General features: G+C 57.3%; 18 protein-coding genes and 1 pseudogene. 13 read left to right on the top strand and 6 right to left on the bottom strand.

The genetic code is table 11. The features are described from left to right. On the bottom strand, positions 1-870 hold the full coding sequence (locus A936_RS18675) for a fumarylacetoacetate hydrolase family protein (RefSeq protein WP_008460517.1): 870 nt from the start codon (positions 868-870) through the stop codon (positions 1-3). A gap of 23 nt (positions 871-893) precedes the next feature. After that, positions 894-2,258, bottom strand: coding sequence for a 2-hydroxycarboxylate transporter family protein (locus A936_RS18670; RefSeq protein ID WP_008460515.1), 1,365 nt, complete (start codon positions 2,256-2,258; stop codon positions 894-896). Between the two features lie 305 nt (positions 2,259-2,563). Here A936_RS18670 and A936_RS18665 point away from each other — a divergent pair, with 305 nt between their 5' ends. Beyond that, positions 2,564-4,180, top strand: a complete 1,617-nt coding sequence (locus A936_RS18665) for an ATP-binding protein (RefSeq protein WP_008460512.1) — start codon at positions 2,564-2,566, stop codon at positions 4,178-4,180. A gap of 11 nt (positions 4,181-4,191) precedes the next feature. Then, positions 4,192-4,899 (top strand): response regulator, encoded by a 708-nt coding sequence (locus tag A936_RS18660; protein WP_008460511.1) that lies wholly within the window; start codon positions 4,192-4,194, stop codon positions 4,897-4,899. Between the two features lie 14 nt (positions 4,900-4,913). Here the strand turns inward: A936_RS18660 and A936_RS18655 are convergent. Beyond that, positions 4,914-6,433 (bottom strand): annotated as a pseudogene (locus A936_RS18655) (methyl-accepting chemotaxis protein). Positions 6,434-6,738: 305 nt separating this feature from the next. Here A936_RS18655 and proP point away from each other — a divergent pair. From proP to A936_RS18625, 6 genes are all read left to right on the top strand, one after another. Continuing rightward, positions 6,739-8,244, top strand: a complete 1,506-nt coding sequence (gene proP, locus A936_RS18650; RefSeq protein ID WP_008460508.1) for a glycine betaine/L-proline transporter ProP — start codon at positions 6,739-6,741, stop codon at positions 8,242-8,244. Positions 8,245-8,709: 465 nt separating this feature from the next. Further along, a complete protein-coding gene (locus A936_RS18645; protein WP_008460507.1) occupies positions 8,710-10,278 on the top strand; it encodes an ABC transporter substrate-binding protein in 1,569 nt (522 codons plus the stop codon). A gap of 85 nt (positions 10,279-10,363) precedes the next feature. After that, positions 10,364-11,407, top strand: a complete 1,044-nt coding sequence (locus A936_RS18640; RefSeq protein WP_008460506.1) for an ABC transporter permease — start codon at positions 10,364-10,366, stop codon at positions 11,405-11,407. Then, positions 11,407-12,240 (top strand): ABC transporter permease, encoded by an 834-nt coding sequence (locus A936_RS18635; RefSeq protein WP_008460505.1) that lies wholly within the window; start codon positions 11,407-11,409, stop codon positions 12,238-12,240. Before A936_RS18640 ends, A936_RS18635 begins: the two co-directional genes overlap by 1 nt. Then, a complete protein-coding gene (locus tag A936_RS18630; protein WP_008460504.1) occupies positions 12,233-13,066 on the top strand; it encodes an ABC transporter ATP-binding protein in 834 nt (277 codons plus the stop codon). The genes A936_RS18635 and A936_RS18630 overlap by 8 nt, the downstream gene beginning before the upstream one ends. Next, positions 13,053-13,775: an ABC transporter ATP-binding protein gene (locus A936_RS18625; protein ID WP_008460503.1), complete on the top strand. Its 723-nt coding sequence runs from the start codon at positions 13,053-13,055 to the stop codon at positions 13,773-13,775. Before A936_RS18630 ends, A936_RS18625 begins: the two co-directional genes overlap by 14 nt. 4 nt (positions 13,776-13,779) lie before the next feature. Here the strand turns inward: A936_RS18625 and A936_RS18620 are convergent, their stop codons facing one another. Further along, positions 13,780-14,679, bottom strand: a complete 900-nt coding sequence (locus tag A936_RS18620; RefSeq protein WP_008460499.1) for a diguanylate cyclase — start codon at positions 14,677-14,679, stop codon at positions 13,780-13,782. Between the two features lie 475 nt (positions 14,680-15,154). Between A936_RS18620 and ygjG the strand changes: the two genes are divergently transcribed. Then, positions 15,155-16,552, top strand: a complete 1,398-nt coding sequence (ygjG, locus tag A936_RS18615; RefSeq protein WP_008460497.1) for a putrescine aminotransferase — start codon at positions 15,155-15,157, stop codon at positions 16,550-16,552. A 106-nt stretch (positions 16,553-16,658) separates the two neighbouring features. Here ygjG and lsrG read toward each other — a convergent pair whose 3' ends face one another. After that, a complete protein-coding gene (gene lsrG, locus A936_RS18610) occupies positions 16,659-16,949 on the bottom strand; it encodes a (4S)-4-hydroxy-5-phosphonooxypentane-2,3-dione isomerase (protein ID WP_008460496.1) in 291 nt (96 codons plus the stop codon). Further along, a complete protein-coding gene (gene lsrF / locus A936_RS18605; protein ID WP_008460495.1) occupies positions 16,946-17,836 on the bottom strand; it encodes a 3-hydroxy-5-phosphonooxypentane-2,4-dione thiolase in 891 nt (296 codons plus the stop codon). The genes lsrG and lsrF overlap by 4 nt, the downstream gene beginning before the upstream one ends. Positions 17,837-18,005: 169 nt before the next feature. On the opposite strand from lsrF, the gene lsrK reads away from it, so the two are divergent. The 4 genes from lsrK (at position 18,006) to A936_RS18585 (ending at position 22,880) form a co-directional block, all read left to right on the top strand. After that, a complete protein-coding gene (gene lsrK, locus A936_RS18600; RefSeq protein WP_008460494.1) occupies positions 18,006-19,586 on the top strand; it encodes an autoinducer-2 kinase in 1,581 nt (526 codons plus the stop codon). Between the two features lie 191 nt (positions 19,587-19,777). Then, positions 19,778-20,761: an alpha/beta fold hydrolase gene (locus A936_RS18595; protein WP_008460493.1), complete on the top strand. Its 984-nt coding sequence runs from the start codon at positions 19,778-19,780 to the stop codon at positions 20,759-20,761. Between the two features lie 80 nt (positions 20,762-20,841). After that, positions 20,842-21,582 carry a response regulator gene (locus A936_RS18590; protein ID WP_008460492.1) on the top strand — a complete coding sequence of 247 codons (741 nt, stop codon included), beginning with the start codon at positions 20,842-20,844 and terminating at the stop codon, positions 21,580-21,582. Continuing rightward, positions 21,579-22,880 carry a sensor histidine kinase gene (locus tag A936_RS18585; protein ID WP_008460491.1) on the top strand — a complete coding sequence of 434 codons (1,302 nt, stop codon included), beginning with the start codon at positions 21,579-21,581 and terminating at the stop codon, positions 22,878-22,880. The genes A936_RS18590 and A936_RS18585 overlap by 4 nt, the downstream gene beginning before the upstream one ends. The last annotated feature ends 57 nt before the right edge of the window (positions 22,881-22,937 follow it).

The raw sequence follows: 22,937 nt of genomic DNA, 5'->3' as shown, positions 1-22,937 counted from the left end.
TTAGTGCGCCACCGCCCCGGAAGCCAGAGGCTCGCGGGCCGCAACGATCACGTTGCTGAGATGGCCAATGCGCTCAATTTCAACTTCAATGCGGTCGCCCGGCTGCATGAACAGCGGCGGCGTGCGCTTTTTGCCGACGCCACCGGGAGAACCGGTGATGATCACGTCCCCCGCGCTGAGCGAGGTAAAAGTCGAGATGTATTCGATAAGCTCGGCAACCTTGTGGATCATGCTGCTGGTGTTGTCTTCCTGTACCATGCGCCCGTTCAGCCAGGTGCGGATCGCCAGATCGTGCGGATCGCGAATTTCATCCGACGTGGTCATCCACGGGCCAAAAGCCCCGGTCTGCGGCCAGTTTTTCCCGGCGGTAAACCAGGTGTGCTGCCAGTCGCGCGCCGACCCGTCCATATAGCAGCTGTAGCCCGCGACGTGGTTCAGGGCATCCGCCGCAGAAATGTTCACCCCACCTTTGCCGATGATCACCGCCAGCTCGCCTTCATAGTCGAACTCGCTGGAGTGATGCGGTTTCACCACCGGGGAGTCATGCCCGGTCTGGGAGTCGGCAAAGCGCACAAACAGGGTTGGAGCCGGATTGTGCTGGTCGAACTCTTTGCGCTTGTCAGCGTAGTTCATGCCGACGCAGAGAATTTTCTCCGGGCGTTCGATGACCGGCAGCCAGCGAACGTCTGACGCCGCCACATCGGCCTTCAGCCCGGCAAACGCCAGCGCTTCATGCACCGCGTCTGCCGCCAGCAAAGCCTTTAAATCCGCAAAACGCGAGCCTAAACGGCGGCCCAGGTCAACGATGCCTTCCGGCGTTACCACGCCGTAGCTCCGCTGGCCCTGAAGTACATAACTTGCGAGTTTCATAACAGTTCCTGGTTAATCAAAAGTCAGACAAGAAAGTTGCCAAGCACCAGCAGCGCCACCGAGACGTTGATCGCCCCGCCAATGCGGGTTGCAATCTGGGCGAACGGCATCAGCGACATGCGGTTACCGGCGGTCAGAATGGCGACGTCGCCGGTCCCGCCCTGCCCGCTCTGGCAACAGGACACAATGGCCACGTCGATAGGATGCATACCGATTTTTTTACCGACGAAGAAACCGGTCGCCACCAGCGCGCTGACGGTACTGACGATGACCAGCAGGTTGGTAATAGTGAAAGCGTCAACCAGCTCATTCCAAGGCGTAATGGCGACGCCCACGGCAAACAGAATTGGATAGGTCACGGCGGTCTGGAAGAATTTATAAACCACCTGCGAGCCCGCCAGCATGCGTGGGGAAACGCCGTGGCAAAGTTTGATCAGCACCGCGACAAACAGCATCCCGACCGGAGCCGGCAGGCCAATCAGTTTGTGCAGCAGCATACCCACCATGTAGAGCAGCACCGCCAGCAGCGCGCCGGAAGCGATAGTGGTCACATCTGCTTTGCCGTTGAACAGGGCGGCGGTTTGCTCTTTTTCACCGCCGTTGGTTTTACCCGGCATCAGTTCACCTTCGCCGGTCAGGTGCGGGAAGCGTTTTCCCAGCTGATTCAGGCAGCCGGAGATAACGATCGCCGTCAGGCTGCCCAGCATCACGATAGGCAGAATGCGGCCCAGCGCCACGCCCTGATCCATATGCAGCAGCGTGGCGTAGCCGATGGAAAGCGGGATCGCCCCTTCCCCAACGCCCCCGGCCATGATCGGTAGGATCAGGAAGAAGAAGATCTGGAACGGCTCAAGGCCCAGCGCCAGACCAACGCCCATGCCAACAATCATGCCCACGACTTCGCCACACAGCATCGGGAAGAAAATACGCAGGAAGCCCTGAATTAACGTGGTGCGGTTCATGCTCATGATGCTGCCGACGATGATGCAGCAGATGTAGAGGTAAAGGATGTTGGTGGATTTATAGAATTTGGTGGTGGACTCCACCACCACGTCCGGCAGCAGGCCGTAGTACACCAGCGCGGAAGGGATGAAGGTGGCGCAGATGGCGGCGGCACCCATTTTGCCGATCACCGGCAGGCGTTTACCAAATTCGCCGCAGGCAAAGCCGAAGAAGGCCAGCGTCGCCACCATCACCACAATATCGCTCGGCAGTTTACCGCCGAGGCAGTCGATGGCGATCAGCGCCCCTGCCAGCACAAACAGCGGCAGCGGGATAATCCCCACTTTCCAGCTGTCGAGAATATGCCACCAGCGCTCTTTGAGCGTAGGCTTATTAATATCAATGGATTCAGGAATGATGTTGTAGGAATCATCGGTCGTGCTCATATCAAGCCCCTTTTTTTAATTTGTCGGGGCAGACTAAAAGATTAAATACCCCTGTAATGTGAGGGGTAGCAGATTAAAACCGTTAATTTAAAGGCATCTATGGCGTTAATGGTTTTTATTTCTTCGTGGTTTTTATGGTTTTTATTCCCGGCTTAGACAAACCTTAAGAGAGTGCAAAAAAATTGGCTGAAATTAACGAAAAGTGCCGTTGCGTGAGGTTGTTCAAACTTTCGTTCAAAGCCGCGCAGCCAGCGGGGCATCGGTGTTAAGCTGCCATTTTGCCTCACTGAATACACGCCTGGCCTATGAAAGTTTCCTTTCAGATACGCTTGTTTATCTACCTGGTTGCCTTTTTTTCCGTGCTCTTTGCCATGCTCGGAACCTATTACTATTTCGACGTTGGCCGCCAGCTTTATCAGGAAATGAGCACCCGGGCGAGAATTCAGGCGGAAGAGATTGCCTTAATTCCTACCCTGCAGGAGTCGGTGGAAAAAAAAGATATTCCGGCAATACACAACTTTATGCAAAAGCTGGTCGTGCATAGCGATGCCAGCTTTATCGTCATCGGCGACGAACACGGCATTCATCTCTATCATTCCGTGCATGCCGACCGCGTGGGCAAAACGCTGGTCGGCGGCGATAATGAGGAAGTGCTGCAGGGCAAAAGCATCACCACGCTGCGCAAAGGCGGCCTCGGCCTGTCGCTGCGCAGCAAAGCCCCAATCTTCGACCAGCACGGCAAGGTGATTGGCATTGTGTCGGTGGGCTACCTGAAGAGCTACCTCGATGACGTCACGTCCGGCAAGGTGATCAACATCCTGCTGGCGGCGATCATTTTGCTGCTGGCGCTGTTTATCTTTTCCTGGTACTTCACCCGCAGTATCAAAAGGCAGATGTTCTCGCTGGAGCCGCGGCAGATCAGCCTGCTGGTGCGCCAGCAAAAAGCGATGATGGAGTCGATCTACGAAGGCGTGATCGCCATCGACAGCCGCTCGCAGATCGAGGTGATCAACAAGGCGGCGAAGAAACTGCTGGGCCTGGAACAGCCTTCACGCGAGATCCGCGGCAAGCAGATTGCCGAGGTGATCCAGCCGGTGACGTTCTTCGATCCTGAAGTCATGCTGGCGCGAGATACCCACGATGAAATCTGCGCCTTTAACGATCTCAGCGTGCTTGCCAGCCGGGTTCGTATCGAGCTTGAGGGCGTGCTGCAGGGCTGGGTGATCACCTTCCGCGACCGCAAAGATATTGATAGCCTGAGCTTCCAGCTCAGCCAGGTGAAACGCTACGTGGACAACCTACGCATCATGCGGCACGAGCAGCTTAACCGCATGGCAACGCTCGCCGGGCTGCTGCATATGGCCCGCTACGATGACGCCAAACGCTATATCAAAGCGCAGTCCGAGCACGCCCAGGAAGTGCTGGATTTTGTCTCCGCACGCTTCTGTTCCGCCACGCTGTGCGGCCTGCTGTTGGGCAAATACGCCAGAGCGCGTGAGAAAGGCGTGTCGCTGGCGTTCGATCCGGCCTGCAGCATGACGAGAATGCCGAGCAACGTGCCGGAATCCGAGCTGATTTCGATTATTGGTAACCTGCTGGATAACGCCATCGAGGCCACCCAGCGCGCCGAAGGCGAGCACCAGCCGGTGGAAGTCTATATCGTGATAAACGACCGGGAGCTGGTCATCGAGGTGGCCGACCACGGCGTCGGCATTGCGCCTGAACTGCGTGACCATATTTTCACGCCGGGCGTCACCACCAAAACCCACGGCGACCACGGGCTCGGCCTGCATCTTATCGCCAGCTACGTCGCGCTGGCGAAGGGCACGGTGGAGGTTTCCGATAACCTGCCGAGCGGCACCGTGTTCTCAGTATTTATTCCAGATGTTGTCGTTCCGGGGAGCGACCTCAGCCCAACGTAAGGCTTTTGAGTATGCAAAATGAAATGATTAACGTGCTTATCGTGGAGGATGAGAGCGAACTGGCCGAACTTCACGCGGAGCTGATTGATAAGCACCCCCATCTGCACCTGGTGGGAATAGCCAACAGCCTGGCGGCCGCCCAGCGCCTGATGCTGGAAAAGCAGCCGCAGCTTATCCTGCTGGATAACTATCTGCCGGACGGGAAAGGCATCACGCTGTTTGGCAGCGACCTTTTAAAACAGCACGCCTGCTCGGTGATCTTCATCACCGCCGCCAGCGATATGGACACCTGCAGCCAGGCGATTCGCAGCGGCGCGTTTGACTACATCCTCAAGCCGGTCTCGTGGAAGCGCCTGAGCCACTCACTGGAGCGCTTCGTGCAGTTCAGCCAGCAGCAGCGCGAATGGAAGGTGGTGGATCAGCAGAACGTCGATAAGCTTTATGAGCTGCAGGCGCGCAACGCCCCGCTGGATGCGGGCAGCAAAGGTATCGAGGAGAATACTCTGGAGCTGGTCCAGCGCCTGTTTCGCGAAGCCGAAGCTCAGCGCTGTTTCTCGGTAGACGACGTGGTCAGCGAAACCAAACTCAGCAAAACCACCGCCCGCCGCTACCTGGAACACTGCGTGGAAAAAGGCTTTCTCAGCGTCGAAATGCTGTACGGCAAGATTGGTCACCCTCGCCGCCTGTATAAGCGGAGCCAGCCGGATAGCGCTGGCTAACCGCCGGAAACACCTTAACCCAGAACCGTGACCGCATCCTGGAGGCGAGTAGCGCGGTGCTTCACCATCGCCGAGACCTGCGCGCTCTCTTCCACCAGCGCAGCGTTTTTCTGCGTTATCGCGTTCAGCTCTGCCACCGCGCGGGTAATGTCCGCCAGGCCATCCGCCTGCTCTGACGTGGCGTGGCTTATCTGCCCGAGAAGCTGAGTGACGTTCTGCACCTGAGCTACAATATCCTGCATGGTGCGCCCCGCCTCATGCACCTGCACCGTGCCGGACTGCACCTTGCTGGCGCTGGCGTCAATCAGCTTGCGGATATCGTTGGCGCACTGGCGCTACGCTGCGCCAGGTTACGCACTTCCCCGGCCACCACGGCAAACCCTTTGCCCTGCTCACCGGCTCGAGCCGCCTCTACCGCCGCGTTAAGCGCCAGGATATTGGTCTGGAAGGCGATGTCGTTAATCAGGCTGGTGATGGAGCCGATGCGCTGGGTGCTGTCGGCAATGTCGTCCATGGTGGTGACCACGGTTTCCATCGCCTGCCCGCCCTGCGCCGCCGCGTCGCTGGCGGAGCTGGAAAGTTTGTCTGCCGCCGAGGCGGTTTCCGAGTTGGTCTGCACCGACGCCGCCATCTGGTTCATGGTCGCCACCGTTTGCTGTACGTTAACCACCGTCTGGCGGGTACGTTCATTCAGATCGTCATTCCCTTTGGCCATCGCCTCGCTGCCGCTGCGCACGTTCGCGACCTGGCTGCTGACGTCGTTGATAAGCCAGCGGCACATCAGCCCAAGCTGGCCGATGGAGCGCAGGATCACCCCGATTTCATCGCTGCGCTGGAGGTGCTTCACGCGGTGGCTGTTGCCGGTAGCCACTTCCAGGGCCTGGCGAGCCACGTTTTCCAGCGGACGGGCAATTTGCCATTCCAGTAATACACAAGCTAAGGCGGTAAATGCCGCAATAGCTAACATCTGCAGCGGGCTTTGCCCGAGGGCAAACGCCGAGGCCATGAGCAGAACAAACAAACCGCTCATTAACCCGCGAATACGCCAGCGCAGTGACATGGTTGGCAGCTTGCCGAACAGCCCTTTACGCAGCACCAGGCCTTTATAGACGGTCTTGTTGCTGCGGCCTTCGTTCAGCGCCTTGTAGAGCGGCTCCGCAGCGGCAATCTCTTCCGGTGAGGCTTTGGTACGAATAGACATATAGCCTGTGGTTTTGCCGTGGCGTACCACCGGTACCGCATTGGCACGTACCCAGTAATGGTCACCGTTTTTACGGCGGTTTTTCACGATGCCCGTCCACGGCTCGCCCTGCTGCAGGGTGAACCACATATCGGCAAAGGCCGCTTTAGGCATATCGGGGTGCCGCACGAGGTTGTGTGCGGCGCCGCTTAGCTCATGTAGCGAGTAGCCACTGATCTGCACGAAGGTATCGTTCGCGTGCGTAATGTAACTTTTCAGATCGGTGGTGGACATCAGGGTCGTATCGTCATCAAGCGTGTATTCACGCTGGGTGACCGGCACATGGGCGGACATAGCAACTCCCTTTGAGAGGTTATCCAGATGTTAATTCTTTGGTGGTATGCATGTTATTTCGGCGTAGCGAAATTTTACTTTAGTTAAAAAATTTGATATTGATCACAGTTCTAAGTATTAGCCACATAATTTATGAGACTAGTTTAAGCGTTGCATTTCACATAGTTTCAATAGGTTATTACTTTTCACTTTCGCTTTATTGCCGCCTCATCTGAGTGCTGCAGTTTTCGCCAGCGCTTATTGCGCGGCGCACTACACTTACAGAGGGAATTTTTACCCCCGCAAGGAAAACACGAGGATAAAGAATGTTAAAAAGGAAAAAGAAAGTCAGACCGATCAAGGTCAGTGACGTCACTATCATTGACGATGCGCGTCTGAAAAAAGCCATCACTGCCGCTTCACTGGGCAACGCGATGGAATGGTTTGATTTCGGTGTTTACGGTTTTGTTGCTTACGCTCTGGGTAAAGTCTTCTTCCCGGACGCCAGCCCTAGCGTGCAGATGATTGCCGCCCTGGGGACCTTCTCTGTTCCTTTCCTGATTCGCCCGCTAGGTGGACTGTTCTTCGGGATGTTAGGGGATAAATACGGTCGTCAGAAAATCCTGGCTATCACCATTGTCATCATGTCGCTCAGTACGTTTGCCATCGGGCTTATCCCGTCTTACGCCACTATCGGCATCTGGGCACCTATCCTGCTGCTGTTGGCAAAAATGGCCCAGGGCTTCTCGGTCGGCGGGGAATATACCGGCGCGTCTATTTTTGTAGCCGAATACTCTCCCGACCGTAAACGCGGCTTTATGGGCAGCTGGCTGGACTTCGGTTCGATAGCCGGGTTCGTCTGCGGCGCGGGCGTGGTTGTGCTGATTACCGCTATCGTTGGCGAAGAAAACTTCCTCGACTGGGGCTGGCGTATTCCGTTCTTCCTCGCGTTGCCGTTAGGTATTATCGGGCTTTATCTGCGCCATGCGCTGGAAGAAACCCCGGCATTCCAGCAGCACGTTGAGAAAATGGAGCAAGGCGATCGCGAAGGCCTGGCCGAAGGGCCAAAAGTCTCGTTCAAAGAGATTGCTACTAAGCACTGGCGCAGTCTGCTGGTCTGTATTGGTCTGGTGATTTCAACCAACGTGACCTATTACATGCTGCTGACCTACATGCCGAGCTACCTGTCCCACAACCTGCATTACTCGGAAGAGCACGGGGTGCTGATCATCATCGCCATTATGGTGGGGATGCTGTTCGTGCAGCCAATGATCGGCCTGCTGAGCGACCGTTTTGGTCGTCGCCCGTTTGTCTTCCTCGGCAGTATTGGCCTGTTCGCGTTCGCTATCCCGGCCTTTATGCTGATTAACAGCGGCGCCATTGGGCTGATTTTTGCCGGATTGCTGGTGCTGGCGGTGGTGCTGAACTTCTTTATTGGGGTGATGGCCTCGACCTTACCGGCGATGTTCCCGACCCACATCCGCTATAGCGCCCTGGCGAGCGCCTTTAACATTTCGGTGCTGATTGCCGGCCTGACGCCAACGCTTGCCGCATGGCTGGTCGAAAGTACGCAAAATCTGATGATGCCGGCTTACTACCTGATGGTGGTGGCGATTATCGGCTTGATTACCGCGATCACCATGAAAGAGACCGCCAATAAGCCGCTGAAAGGCGCGACGCCCGCGGCGTCTGATATTGCCGAAGCGCGTGAAATCGTGCAGGAGCATCACGACAATATCGAGCAGAAAATTGAGGACCTGGATAAGGAAATCGAAACGCTGCAGGCGAAGCGTGCTCTGCTGGTGGATCAGCATCCGAGGATTAACGAGTAGTTTTTCCCCTCACCCTGACCCTCTCCCCGTGCGGGAGAAGAGATGAATAGAGAAGCCCTCACCAGCGCGTGGGGGCTTTTTTTTGGCCTTTTCCTGTTCGGCCTCTTCGTGGCAAACACAAGCGATTGTGTTAGGGCGGATGGGGTTCCGTTCAGTTTTATCTTCCGCTACCGGACATGTGAATGTCTCAGGTGGCATTACGCCACGCCCCTCACCCCGGCCCTCTCCCCAAAGGGGCGAGGGAGAAAACAGGTACGGTGAACGGAAGCTTAACCGAACCTTCATCATCGTCGATATTGACGCTCCCTCACAGCAAGTGGCCGTCAGGTTCTCAGCACTTTATCGCATTGGATATATCGTATATTTATATGCAAAGCGCAATTTTGACTTTGTGAATTGAGATAACTCACCTAACGTAAATACACTGAGAAAAGTCGATAAAAAACACCATTACAGGGTACACACATGCAAAAAAAAGTTCTGCCATTACTGCTGCTGGCTGCGCTGTCTGCGGCTTCCCACGCTGCCACGCCGCCGGATACCCTGGTGGTAGCTCAAGGGCTGGACGACATCGTCAGCCTTGATCCGGCTGAGGCCAACGAACTCTCAAGTATTCAGACCGTGCCGAGCCTTTATCAGCGCCTGGTGCAGGCAGACCGCACGGACCCGGCCAAAGTCGTGCCGATTCTGGCGGCCAGCTGGCAAGGCGATGCGGCCAATAAGAAACTGACCATCAAGCTGCGCCCGGACGCTAAATTTGCCTCCGGCAACCCGCTGCGCCCGGAAGACGTGATCTTCTCCTACACCCGCGCGGTCACGCTGAACAAATCCCCGGCCTTTATCCTGAACGTACTGGGCTGGCAGCCGGACAACATCTCCAGCCAGTTGAAGAAAGTGGATGACCACACGCTGGAAGTGCACTGGACCGCGGACGTCAGCCCGGCGGTTGCGCTGAATATTCTTTCCACGCCTATCGCCTCCATCGTGGATGAAAAAGCGGTTGAGCCAAACGTGAAAGCCGGTGACTTCGGCAACGAATGGCTGAAAATGCACTCTGCCGGCAGCGGCCCGTTCAAAATGCGCGTTTATCAGCCACATCAGGCTATCGTGCTGGATGCCAACCCGACTTCTCCGGGCGATGCGCCAAAAGTGAAGAACATTATTATTAAAAACGTGCCCGATCCGGCCGCTCGCCGCCTGCTGATTCAGCAGGGTGACGCCGATATCGCCCGTGATTTGGGGTCTGACCAGACCAGCGCGCTGGAAGGCAAGCCGGGCGTGAAGGTGCTGAGCATTCCTTCAGCCGAGCAGAACTATTTAGTGTTTAACGTCGGCAACAACGCCAACCCGCTGCTGAAAAACCCGGCGCTGTGGGAAGCGGCTCGCTACCTGGTGGATTACCAGGGCATTACTAAAGATCTGCTGAAAGGCCAGTACTTCGTTCACCAAAGCTTCCTGCCGGTCGGCTTCGCGGGCGCGCTGGAAAATACCCCGTTCAAATTTGACCCGGCGAAAGCGAAAGAAATTCTGGCGAAAGCGGGCATCAAAGACGCACATTTCTCGCTGGATGTGGAAAACAAACCGCCGTTTATCACCATCGCTCAGTCCATGCAGGCAAGCTTTGCCCAGGGCGGCGTGAAGGTTGATCTGCTGCCAGCCGCCGGTAGCCAGGTGTATGCCCGCGTACGCGCGAAACAGCACCAGGCCGCCATTCGCCTGTGGATCCCGGATTACTTCGACGCCCACTCCAACGCCAGCGCCTTCGCCTATAACGACGGCAAAGCCAGCACCGTGGCCGGTCTGAACGGTTGGCAGATCCCGGAGCTGAATAAACAAACGCTGGCTGCCGTAGCAGAGGCCGATCCGGCCAAGCGCAAAGATCTCTATACCAAACTGCAGGAAGAGCTGCAGCGTAGCTCCCCGTACGTGTTTATTGACCAGGGTAAAACTCAGGTTGTGGTGCGAGATAACATCAAAGGCTACCAGCAGGGCCTGAATGCGGATATGGTGTATTACGATAACGTCACGAAATAACTGAACGGCCCCTCGCCCCGCCCTTTCCGTCGTGAAAGAGGCCGGTCGGGGGGTTAATCACCATTAGCGCATAAAAGAGTTACCCATGTTCGAAGTCTCGCCTTCGTCGCAGCGTCTGCGGCGTCCGCTGCTCACCCTGCTTCAGGGAATATTTACCCTTGCTCTGACCCTGATTGGCCTGCTGCTGATTACCTTCGCGTTGTCTGCGCTGTCCCCGGTGGACAGAGTGCTGCAAATCGTCGGCGACCACGCCAGCCAGTCCACTTACGATCAGGTTCGCCACCAGTTGGGGCTGGACCAGTCGCTACCCGTGCAGTTCTGGCATTATCTGGTCAATCTCGCCCACGGCGATTTAGGCATAGCCAGCTCAACCGGCCAGCCGGTGCTGCATGATTTGCTTTCAGCGTTCCCCGCCACCCTGGAACTCGCCACCCTGGCGCTTATCGTCGGCAGCGTACTTGGCGTACTTTTTGGTGTGCTTTGCGCCCGGTTCGCCGGTTCACCGCTGGATCTCGTGGTGCGCACTTTTACCCTGCTGGGCAACTCCGTGCCTATTTTCTGGCTGGGTCTGCTGATGCTGGCGCTCTTCTATGCTCGTCTGCAGTGGAGCGCCGGGCCTGGGCGGCTCGACGATATTTACCAGTACAGCGTCGAGGCCAAAACCGGCTTCGTGCTGATCGATACCTGGCTTTCCGGCGATAAAGGCGCGTTTCTCAACGCCATTAACCACCTGATTCTGCCGGTATTGCTGCTGGCCTATTATTCTCTCGCCAGCATCACCCGCCTGACCCGCACGGCCTGCCTGAGCGAAATGAACAAAGAGTACATTACGCTCGCCCGCGCGAAGGGCGCAGGCGACATGGCGATTCTGGTGCGCCATGTGTTGCCCAACATTCGCGGCACGCTGTTCACCGTGATCGCTCTGGCTTACACCAGCATGCTCGAAGGTGCGGTGCTGACGGAAACCGTCTTCTCCTGGCCGGGTATTGGCCGCTATCTCACCACCGCGCTGTTTGCCGAGGATACCACCGCCATCATGGGCGGTACGCTGCTGATCGGCGTGTCATTTGTGCTGATCAATAACCTGACCGACATACTGGTGCGCGCCACCGACCCGAGGATCCGCTGATGCCGTCTTCTCTTTTTCTGCGACGCATGCTGCGCTCCCCGGCCGCCCTTAGCGGGCTGATTATCATTGCCGGGCTGGTACTTATCGCGCTGTTTGCGCCGTGGCTGGCTCCGTTCGATCCCAACTGGCAGGATGCCGCCGCGCGCCTGCAGGCGCCCAACGCCCAACATCTGCTGGGCACCGACAGCTATGGCCGCGACCTGCTTTCTCGCCTGCTCTACGGCACTCGCCCGGCGCTGGGCCTGGTGCTGCTGGTGACCATTATTACCCTGCCGGTTGGGCTGCTGATGGGCATTCTGTCCGGCTATTACGGCGGCTGGCTGGAGCGGATTCTGATGCGCTTTACCGATGTAGTCATGTCGATGCCCCGCCTGATTTTGGCCTTTGCCTTTGTGGCAATGCTCGGCCCAGGACTGGTTAACGGCGCGCTGGCGCTGGCGTTGACCACCTGGCCCGCCTATGCCCGCCAGGCAAGAAGTGAAATACAGCGCCTGCGCCATAGCGATTATCTTGCGGCCGCAGAAATGATGGGCATCAAAGGCTTCCGGCTGCTGGTCGGCCATATTCTTCCGCTGTGCCTGCCTTCCGCCATCGTGCGCCTGGCGCTGGATCTGGCCGGGATTATTCTCGCCGCCGCCGGTCTGGGTTTCCTCGGCTTAGGCGCCCGCCCGCCGATGTCCGAATGGGGCGCGATGATTGCCGACGGAATGCAGGTCATTTTCGACCAATGGTGGATTGCCGCCATTCCGGGCACCGCCATTCTGCTGAGCAGCCTGGCGTTTAACCTGCTGGGCGATGGCCTGCGCGACGTGCTGGAGCCGCAACATGACTAACAGAATTACCGTTTCCGGGCTGAATATCGACTATCCCGGTAGCCGGGTAGTCAGCAACCTCTCCTTCACGCTGGGCAATGAACGCCTGGCGCTGGTCGGCGAATCCGGCTCAGGCAAATCCATGACGGCTCGCGCGCTGATGGGGCTGGTGCGTAAACCAGGCAAAGTGAGTGCAGAGCAGCTCAGCGTGATGGGGCACGACCTGCTCGACATGAATGCCCGGAGCTGGAACCAGCTGCGCGGGAGTGACATCGCCATGGTGCTGCAGGACCCGCGCTATGCGCTGAACCCGGTCAAAAGCGTGCAGCAGCAAATTGACGAAGCGCTACGATTGCACCAGAAGCTGTCCACTGCCGAACGCCGCGATCGCTGCCGCGAACTGGTGCAATCCGTTGGTTTGCCGGATGCGGTTCTGATGCGTTACCCCGGCGAACTGTCCGGGGGCATGGGCCAGCGCGTGATGATCGCCATTGCGCTCGCCAATAATCCCAAAGTGCTGATCGCGGACGAACCTACGTCGGCGCTCGACGCCCGCCTGCGCAACCAAATCCTTGAGCTGCTGGTAGCCCAGTGCGAACAGCGGCAAATGGCGCTGCTGTTGATCAGCCACGATCTGCCGCTGGTGGCGGAACACTGTCACCGCGTGCTGGTGATGTACCAGGGCCAAAAAGTCGATGAAATGGCGGCAGGCGAACTGGCACAGGCCACGCATCCTTACACGCGCACGCTCTGGACCTGCCGTCCAAATGCCGATACCTACGGGCAGATGCTACCGACGCTGAACCGCATCGAATTCCAGCCAGGAGAAACCTATGGCGATCGTTAAGGTTGATAATCTAAGCGTGCAGTTCGCCGCCAAAGGCGGGATCAAAACCGCCGTCGCCGGAGCCAGTTTCTCTCTTGAACAGGGCGAGACATTTAGCCTGATTGGCGCTTCCGGCTGCGGGAAATCTACCATCCTGCGCGTGCTGGCCGGGCTACAGCGTGACTGGAAGGGAGATGTGGAGCTGATGGGCAACCGCATTGCGGCAGGGAAACGCTTCCAGGGCGCGCTGCGTCGCGAAGTGCAGATGGTGTTTCAGGATCCGTATGCCTCGCTGCACCCCAACCACACGATTTGGCGCACGCTGGCCGAGCCGCTGAAAATCCATGGTGAAAGCGAGATTGAAGCCCGAGTGGCGGAAGCATTAGAGCAGGTCGGCCTGCAGTCCGAGGCGGCAAAACGCTACCCGCACCAGCTTTCCGGCGGCCAGCGCCAGCGCGTGGCGATTGCCCGTGCGCTGCTGCTTCGCCCCAAAATTCTGCTGCTCGACGAACCCACTTCCGCGCTGGATATGTCGGTCCAGGCGGAGATCCTCAACCTGCTCAATCGTCTGAAGCAGCAGCACGGCATGACCTATCTGCTGGTCAGCCACGATGCCGACGTGATTGCGCATATGTCCGACCGGGCGGCGTTTATGGCCAACGGGGTGATTGAGCGCACCTTCGATCGTGCTGCGCTGGTAAACGGGGAACACAGGATGGCGAACGCGTAACGCATTATTCCAGCGTGACCATTTCTTCATCAGACAAAGCCAGAATACAGCGATTGCGGCCCGTGTTTTTGCCGTAATACATGGCTTTGTCTGCCCGACCAATGGCGCTGTGCAGGGAGTCATTCGCACTGACGAGGGTCAGCCCCCCGGTTACCGTCACGCGGATTGCGTGGTCATCCACGCTGATGGGCTGGCTGGCTAAGTGCTGGCAAATGCGCTGCCCGGCCTGCTCTGCCTGCTCACGACTGGTCGCTTCCAGCAGCATAATAAACTCCTCGCCGCCAAAGCGATAAATGCGCTCTTCGTTACGCGTAGCCCCTTTAAGAATGGATGCGACGCTGCGCAACACATCATCTCCGGCGTTGTGTCCCCAGGTGTCATTGATCGTTTTAAAACGGTCAATATCCATGATCAGCAAATAAAGGTTGCGCTCCGCACGCTCGCAGCGAGAGCGTATCAGCGGAAATTCCTGATACATTAAATGGCGTAGCGGCAGGCCGGTTAACGCGTCGTACAAATTGCGGTAGGAAAAAAGGTATTCTTTATACTGGTCGATACTGGAAATAAAATTTTGCTGCGCTTCATTGTAATGATTCAGCAATTCTTCACTAACCTGTTTGCCGATAATAGATAACATGAGTACCCGGGCGGCAGCGTGCATATCGGTGTGGTGCTTATCAATCAGCAGAATCAACTCCCGGTCCAGACTCCCCCCCTGCAAACGCTGCCCCAGCCAGCGGCTGAAACGACAATGCTGATGGGAATGAAGATCGTTGATTTCTTTATCGGGTTCACCGCCCAGCAGGCTGAGGCGCAGGCACTTATTTGCCCAGTTATAATGATCGCGGATGGCAATATTTAGCTCTGATAAAGAGCTGTCGATGTCCTTTATATTGATAGTCACGCTATGCACACCTTGTGTTTAACGGGTCAAGTTAATATCCACCACCTGATGATAACGAATATCGCGGGTTAATTTTCACGCCGAATCATAACTTAAACAAATCCTAAACGGCCAATCCATATTAAAAACTTTACGAATAAGGACATTTATTGTTATACGGTATTTCAGAATAAATAAGCATCTATTAACCATTAAGAAATGCTAAACAATAATAAGCCCGATCTTTATTTTCCTTTTTGCGCCATACGGAAACATGTCGCCCCAAAATAGTGCAAATCTCTTCTCAGCAAAGTCATGCTCACGCAATCGGCCTTCAGCATTAAAACACGCAAAATGTCATCTATTGTGATTAATTATTGCACAGATGTACTCCTGCGGGCGTTTATCCCGATTTCACCTACGGCGCGCTACCTGGCGCAATCCCTGCAATACTTATTTTGTGTATCGCGTGATACGCCACACCCAGGAGCACATTTTGAACAGGTTACCTTCCAGCGCCTCGGCCCTTGCCTGTACGGCGCACGCACTGAACATTATTGAAAAGAAGTCACTTAGCCATGAGGAGATGAAGGCGCTAAACCGGGAGGTGGTTGATAGCTTCCAGCAGCACGTTAATCCGGGTTTTCTTGAGTACCGCAAGTCCGTTACCGCCGGCGGGGATTACGGAGCCGTAGAGTGGCAAGCGAGCAGCCTGAATACGCTTGTCGACACCCAGGGCAAAGAGTATATCGATTGCCTGGGTGGGTTCGGCATCTTTAACGTGGGGCACCGTAATCCAGTCGTTGTTTCCGCCGTTCAGCATCAGCTTGAAAAGCAGCCCCTGCACAGCCAGGAACTGCTCGACCCTCTGAGGGCGATGCTCGCTAAAACGCTTGCCACACTGACTCCGGGTAAACTCAAATACAGCTTCTTTAGCAACAGCGGTACTGAGTCCGTGGAAGCCGCAATAAAACTGGCCAAAGCGTACCAGTCGCCACGAGGGAAATTTACCTTTATTGCCACCAGCGGCGCGTTCCACGGCAAGTCTCTGGGCGCACTTTCGGCCACGGCGAAATCCACTTTCCGTAAACCATTTATGCCGCTGCTGCCGGGATTCCGCCACGTGCCCTTTGGCAATATCGAGGCATTACGCACGCAGTTCAGCGAATGTCGTAAAACCGGTGATGATGTAGCCGCGCTGATCCTGGAGCCCATCCAGGGCGAAGGCGGGGTGATTCTGCCGCCGCCAGGCTATTTGCCTGCGGTGCGTCAACTTTGCGACGAGTACGGCGTGCTGCTGATTCTGGATGAAGTGCAAACCGGGATGGGCCGCACCGGCAGGATGTTTGCCTGCGAACACGAAAACGTGCAGCCGGACATTCTCTGCCTTGCCAAAGCGTTGGGCGGCGGCGTGATGCCGATTGGTGCCACGGTTGCGACAGAAGAGGTGTTTTCCGTGCTGTTTGATAACCCGTTCCTGCACACCACCACGTTCGGCGGCAACCCGCTGGCCTGCGCTGCGGCGCTGGCGGCTATTCACTACCTGCTGGAAGAGAATCTGCCTGCTCAGGCGGCTCAGAAAGGGCAACTGCTGCTGGATGGCTTCCGGGCGCTGGTCCGTGAGTTCCCCGATCTGGTTGTTGAGGCACGCGGCCAGGGGCTGTTAATGGCGATTGAGTTCCGCGACAACGACATCGGCTACGAGTTTGCCAGCCAGATGTTCCGCCAGCAGGTGCTGGTGGCCGGGACGCTGAATAATGCCAAAACCATTCGGGTCGAGCCGCCGCTGACGCTGACCATTGAGCAGTGCGAGCATGTGCTTGAGTGCGCGAAGCGCGCGCTTTACAGGCTGAGAGTGACGCAGGATGAGACGGCAGAGGCGCAGGAAAGCTGAGTGACCCTCACCCTAACAGGGAGAGTGGGTTTTTCCTATTCAACCCACTCCCTTTGTTTTTTCCCCTCTCCCCCATGGGGAGAGGGCCAGGGTGAGGGGGCATTCCCTACGGCAGCAGCCCAATAAAACTCTGCTTCTTACGCGGCTCAGACATCATCTCATCCAGCTTTTCAACGCAGGCGAGATAGTGCGGGGTCTTCTTGTGCGCCAGCACCGCGGCCTCATCCTGATAGGCCTCGTAGATATAAAATCGCGTTGAAACCTCCGGGTCCTGCAGCACATCAAAGCGTAAATTACCGGGCTCTTTGATGGCGCCTTCATGATTCGCCCGAAACACGTCCAGAAACTCGTCGACCCGCTCTGGCTTAATGTTGATCTCCACCAGCGTGACGTTCATGCCTTACCTCCCTGATGCTTCGCTTCAAGCCAGAACTGATAGGCCTCGCGGGCAGATGCTTTCTCGTGCACCACCTTCTTCACCGCCTGCAGCATCGCCAGGGGTGCTTCAGACTGAAAGATGTTGCGCCCCATATCCACACCGGATGCGCCCTGGTCTATCGCCTTAAAGCACATCTCCAGCGCCTCCTGCTCGGGCAGTTTTTTACCTCCGGCGATAACGATCGGCACTGGGCAACTGGCGGCGACTTTCTCAAAACCGTCCTCAACGAAGTAGGTTTTTACAAACTGCGCCCCAAGCTCGGCGGCAATGCGGCTAGACAGCGAGAAGTAGCGCGCGTCACGGGCCATTTCTTTGCCCACGCCGGTAACCGCCAGCGTAGGAATGCCGTAGCGCGTTCCCTCGTCCACCAGCTTGATGATGTTGTTGATCGACTGATGCTCATACTCGCTGCCGATATAAATTTGCGCGGCCACCGCACAGGCGTTGAGGCGTAAAGCATCCTCCATCGTCACGGCGACGCTTTCGCGCGAGAGTTCGCTGAGGATCGAATTGCCGCCGGAGGCGCGCAGCACAACAGGTTTGTTGGTGGCAGGCGGGACCACGCTGCGCAGAATGCCGCGGGTACACATCAGCACGTCGGTTTCAGGGAACAGCGGCGCAATAGAGAGGTCAATACGCTCCAGGCCGGTTGTCGGCCCCTGAAAATAGCCGTGATCGAAAGCCAACATCACGGTGCGTCCGGTGATGGGGTTAAAAATCCTCGCCAGCCGCGACTGCATGCCCCAGTCCAGCGCCCCGCTTCCCTTCAGGTAAAACGCCCGGTTCTCCTGCGGCTGGCCAATACCGAAGTCTTTTCCATCTTTAATATCATCCAGATCTGCCATCAAGTTCTCTCCCGGATCCATCAGTGAATAAGAGATAGTGTTCAAAAACTTAGTCAGGGATCGCCCATCGCAACCGTGCAGCGATCACAAAACATCCAAATAGATCGGTCAAATCGCCCGCGATAGATAAGAGTTTATTTATTGAACGAGCGACGGAAGAGGTCTGTGAATGAGTTATCTACTTGCACTGGACGCCGGAACGGGCAGTATCCGCGCCGTGATCTTCGATACTTCTGGCCAGCAAATAGCCGTTGGCCAGGCCGAATGGAAGCACTTGAGCGTGACAGATGTGCCGGGATCGATGGAGTTCGATCTCGCCGTTAACTGGCAGCTGGCCTGCCGCTGCATCCGCGAGGCCCTGCACAACGCTAACCTCTCCTCTTCGGCGATAAGTGCCGTTGCCTGTTGCTCTATGCGGGAAGGGATTGTGCTGTACGATCGCCACGGCGAGCCAATCTGGGCCTGCGCAAACGTGGATGCTCGCGCCAGCCGCGAAGTCAGCGAGCTGAAAGAGATCCACGACTTCCAGTTTGAATCCGAGGTGTACCAGGTTTCAGGCCAGACGCTGGCGCTGAGCGCCATGCCCCGCCTGCTTTGGCTGGCACACCATCGCCCGGATATCTACCGCAAAGCCGCCACCATCACCATGATCAGCGACTGGCTGGCGGCCAAACTCTCCGGTGAGCTGGCGGTTGACCCCTCTAACGCCGGTACGACCGGGATGTTGGATCTATCGACCCGCGACTGGCGGCCTGCCCTGCTGGATATGGCCGGGCTGCGCGCCGACATACTTTCCCCGGTCAAAGAAACCGGCACCGTGCTGGGCGGCATAACCCCACAGGCGGCTGAAGAAAGCGGGTTGCTAAAAGGCACGCCGGTGGTGATGGGCGGCGGCGACGTCCAGCTTGGCTGCCTGGGGCTGGGCATTGTCCGGCCTGGGCAGACGGCGGTGCTGGGCGGCACATTCTGGCAGCAGGTGGTGAACCTGCCGGCAATCAAAACCGACCCCGACATGAACATCCGCATTAACCCACACGTCATCCACAACATGGTGCAGGCGGAGTCCATTAGCTTCTTCACCGGCCTGACGATGCGCTGGTTCCGGGACGCCTTCTGCGCGGAAGAAAAGCTGCTGGCCGAGCGCCTCGGCGTGGATACCTATGCGCTAATGGAAGAGATGGCGGGCCGGGTACCTGCGGGCTCCCACGGGGTGATGCCCATTTTCTCTGATGCCATGCATTTCAAGCAGTGGTACCACGCCGCGCCGTCGTTCATTAACCTCTCCATCGACCCTGAGAAGTGCAACAAAGCGACGCTATTCCGCGCCTTAGAGGAAAACGCGGCGATTGTGTCCGCCTGTAATCTGGAGCAGATTTCCGGCTTTTCTGGCGTGAGGTTCGACTCGCTCGTCTTCGCCGGAGGGGGTTCAAAAGGCGCGCTGTGGAGCCAGATCCTGAGCGATGTCACCGGCCTGCCGGTGCGCGTGCCGGTGGTCAAAGAGGCCACGGCGCTGGGCTGCGCGATTGCCGCTGGCGTAGGCGCCGGGCTTTTTGATTCGCTAGCCAGCACAGGGGAGCGTCTGGTGCAGTGGCAGCGAGAGTTCACGCCAAATCCGGCGCACCGCGAGCTTTACGACGAGATGAAGCGCAAATGGCAAAAAGTGTATGCCGACCAGTTAACGCTGGTGGACAGCGGCCTGACGACGTCGATGTGGCAGGCGCCGGGGCTTGTGCCGAGAGTGGCAGGATAATTTTCCCCTCACCCCGGCCCTCTCCCCTCTGGGGAGAGGGCTAGGGTGAGGGTAAAAACACTTTGTATCACACTGTATCCACTACCCCGCCAGATACGCCGCCATGCAAAAAGGGCGGTTTGAAAAACACACCACCTACAATCTCGTGATGTGATAACCGAACATTTTCTAATGGCTTTGGAGAAAACATCATGTTCAACAAACTGACCCTGTCTGCGCTGATTGCCCCTCTTTCTCTCTCGGTCGTCTTCGCCTGCCAGGCGGAAGCCGCGGGCTTTGATGCCGGACAAATAAAACAGATTAACGCGGGCGTGCTGAACGTCGGCTATGTCGATCTCGGCCCGAAAGACGGGCAACCGGTAATTCTGCTGCACGGCTGGCCCTACGACATCAACAGCTTTGATACGGTAGCGCCTGAGCTGGCAAAGCAGGGCTACCGGGTTATCGTGCCAAATCTGCGCGGCTTCGGCAGCACCCGGTTCCTTTCCCCTTCCACTCCTCGTAATGGTGAACCGGCGGCGCTGGCTCAGGATACCGTTGCGCTAATGGATGCGTTGCATATCAAACAGGCCATTTTCGCTGGCTACGACTGGGGCGCACGCACGGCGGATATCGTAGCGGCGCTGCACCCTGAACGGGTGAAAGCGCTGGTGTCGGTCAGCGGCTATCTGATTAGTAGCCAGGAAGCAGGGAAAAAACCGCTGCCGCCGCAGGCCGAGCTGCAATGGTGGTATCAGTTCTATTTCGCGACTCCACGCGGCGCGGCAGGATATGAGAAAAACACCCATGACTTCGCCAGACTGATCTGGCAGCAGGCTTCGCCGGGCTGGAAATTCAGCGATGAGACCTTTAACACCAGCGCCAAATCACTGGATAACCCGGACCACGTTGCGATTACCCTGAGCAACTATCGCTGGCGCCAGGGGCTGGAAAACGGCGAGCAGAAGTACGCGGCTGATGAGAAAAAACTGGCTGCGCTGCCGAATATCACCGTGCCAACCATCACCATTGAAGGCGACAACAACGGCGCACCACATCCTGCACCGGCGGCCTATGCGGCGAAATTTACCGGCAAATATGAACACCGAACCTTCAGTGGAAACATCGGCCATAACCCACCGCAAGAAGCGCCAGAGGCGTTTGTGAAGGCAGTGGTAGATGCCGGTAAGTTGTAGTAAAAAAAGAAAAACATAGCCGTTCACTGCCGGGCGGCTATGCTAGTTTTAGCCTTCACTTTTAGCGCCGGGAGCCCCAGGTGGAACATATCGATCATATTCTCGTGGTGGACGACGACCGCGATATTCGCGAGCTCATCGTCAGCTATCTGGAAAAATCCGGCTACCGGGCCAGCGGCGCGGCCAACGGCAAGGAGATGCGTTCCGTTCTGGATAAGCAGCACGTCGATTTAGTGGTGCTGGACGTGATGATGCCCGGCGACGACGGGCTGACGCTCTGCCGCCAGCTGCGCAGCGATAAGCACAAAGATCTGCCTATTTTAATGCTGACCGCCAGAAACGAAGACAGCGACCGGATCCTCGGCCTCGAAATGGGCGCGGACGACTACGTGGTAAAGCCTTTTGTCGCCCGAGAACTGCTGGCGCGGATCAAGGCGATCCTTCGTCGCTTCCGCGCGTTACCCCCCAATTTGCAGGTGACCGAAGCGGGCAGGATCATCGCTTTTGGCGAGTGGCAGCTTGATACTTCGGCCCGGCATCTGATTGATTTACAAGGCACGATCGTTGCCCTGAGCGGGGCGGAATATCGCCTGCTGCGCGTGTTTTTGGATCACCCGCAGCGCGTTTTGACGCGCGATCAGCTGCTGAACCTGACTCAAGGCCGCGATGCAGAGCTATTCGAGCGCTCGATCGATTTACTGGTCAGCCGCGTCCGCCAGCGCTTAAATGAGGATGCCCGCACCCCGGCCTACATCAAAACCGTGCGTAGCGAAGGCTATGTGCTTTCCGTTCCCGTGACGATCGTCGAGGCGCGAGAATGAGGCTTTGGCCCCGAACTCTGCTTTCCCGGCTGTTTCTCATCATTCTCGTCGGCCTGTTTCTGGCTAACGGCCTGACCCTGGCGCTAACCACGCTCGAGAGAATGAACAGCGCCCGCAGCGTGATGCTGGATAACCTGCAAAACAACGTTGCCACCAGCGTCGCGATCCTCGACAAGCTACCGCCCAATGAGCGACCGGCCTGGCTGGACCGACTCGCCCGGGAAAATTATCACTACATTCTTGGGCCAGGGACACCGGGCAAACCACCCACCGACGAACGTTCTAAAGACGCTATTGCATCTCTGAAAGAGGCGCTGGGCGAGCATTATCAGCTCGATTTCACCTCCATTCCCGGTATGCGCTCCCATATTCAGGCGCATTTGACGCTGGCCGACGGCTCGCCGCTGACCATCGACCTTACGCCGCGTATGCCGCCGATTGAAACCTGGCTGCCGGTGGTGATTGCCATCCAGCTTGTCCTGCTGGCGCTTTGCGCATGGTTTGCCGTGCGCCAGGTGGTGCTGCCGTTTACCCGTTTTACCCGCGCCGTTGAAGCGCTGGAACCCGCCAGCTCAAGCCCCGTGGACATGCAGGAAAGCGGCCCGCTGGAAGTGGAACACGCGGCCAAAGCGTTTAACGCGATGCAGGCCAGAATTCAGGGGCACCTGAAAGAACGCACGCAAATTCTGGCCTCCATTTCGCATGACTTACAGACGCCGATTACCCGCATGAAGCTGCGCCTGGAAATGAGCGACGAGCCGGAACTGCGCGACAAACTAATGCAGGATCTGGACAACATGACGCATCTCGTCCGCGAGGGCATCGCTTATGCAAGGTCGTCGGAAAGTCTGGAAGAGGCTCCCCAGCGTATTGAGTTGAGGGCGTTTGTGGATAGCATTGCCTGCGATTATCAGGACGTCGGCAAAGCCGTGACGTTTGCCGCGCCGGAAGTGTCACTCCCGCTTTCGACCCGTCCCCAGGCGCTGCGCCGTATTCTGACCAACCTGCTGGATAATGCGCTGAAGTTCGGCACCGCCGCTGAAGTCAGCCTGACGGCGGGAGCCAGCCAGGTCACGCTGGCAGTGTGCGATAACGGGCCGGGGATCCCCGAGGAGGAGCTGGACGCCGTGTTGCAGCCTTTTTACCGCGTGGAAAGTTCCAGAAATCGCGACACCGGCGGCACCGGGCTTGGGCTGGCGATAGCCGCCCAGCTTGTCGGCCAGTTAGGGGGGAAATTAACGCTGACTAACCGGCCACAGGGCGGTTTGCAGGCCTGCATCACGCTGCCTGTAGCCTGATTGTATCGCTCTGTATGCCGCCGAGTCGCCGACAAACAAACTGACAATCAGGACGGT

The sequence above is a fragment of the Enterobacter sp. Ag1 genome (assembly GCA_000277545.1).
GTDB lineage: Bacteria > Pseudomonadota > Gammaproteobacteria > Enterobacterales > Enterobacteriaceae > Cedecea.
The sequence above is the reverse complement of the archived record's forward strand: the minus strand, read 5'-3'. Positions and strand labels throughout refer to the sequence as shown.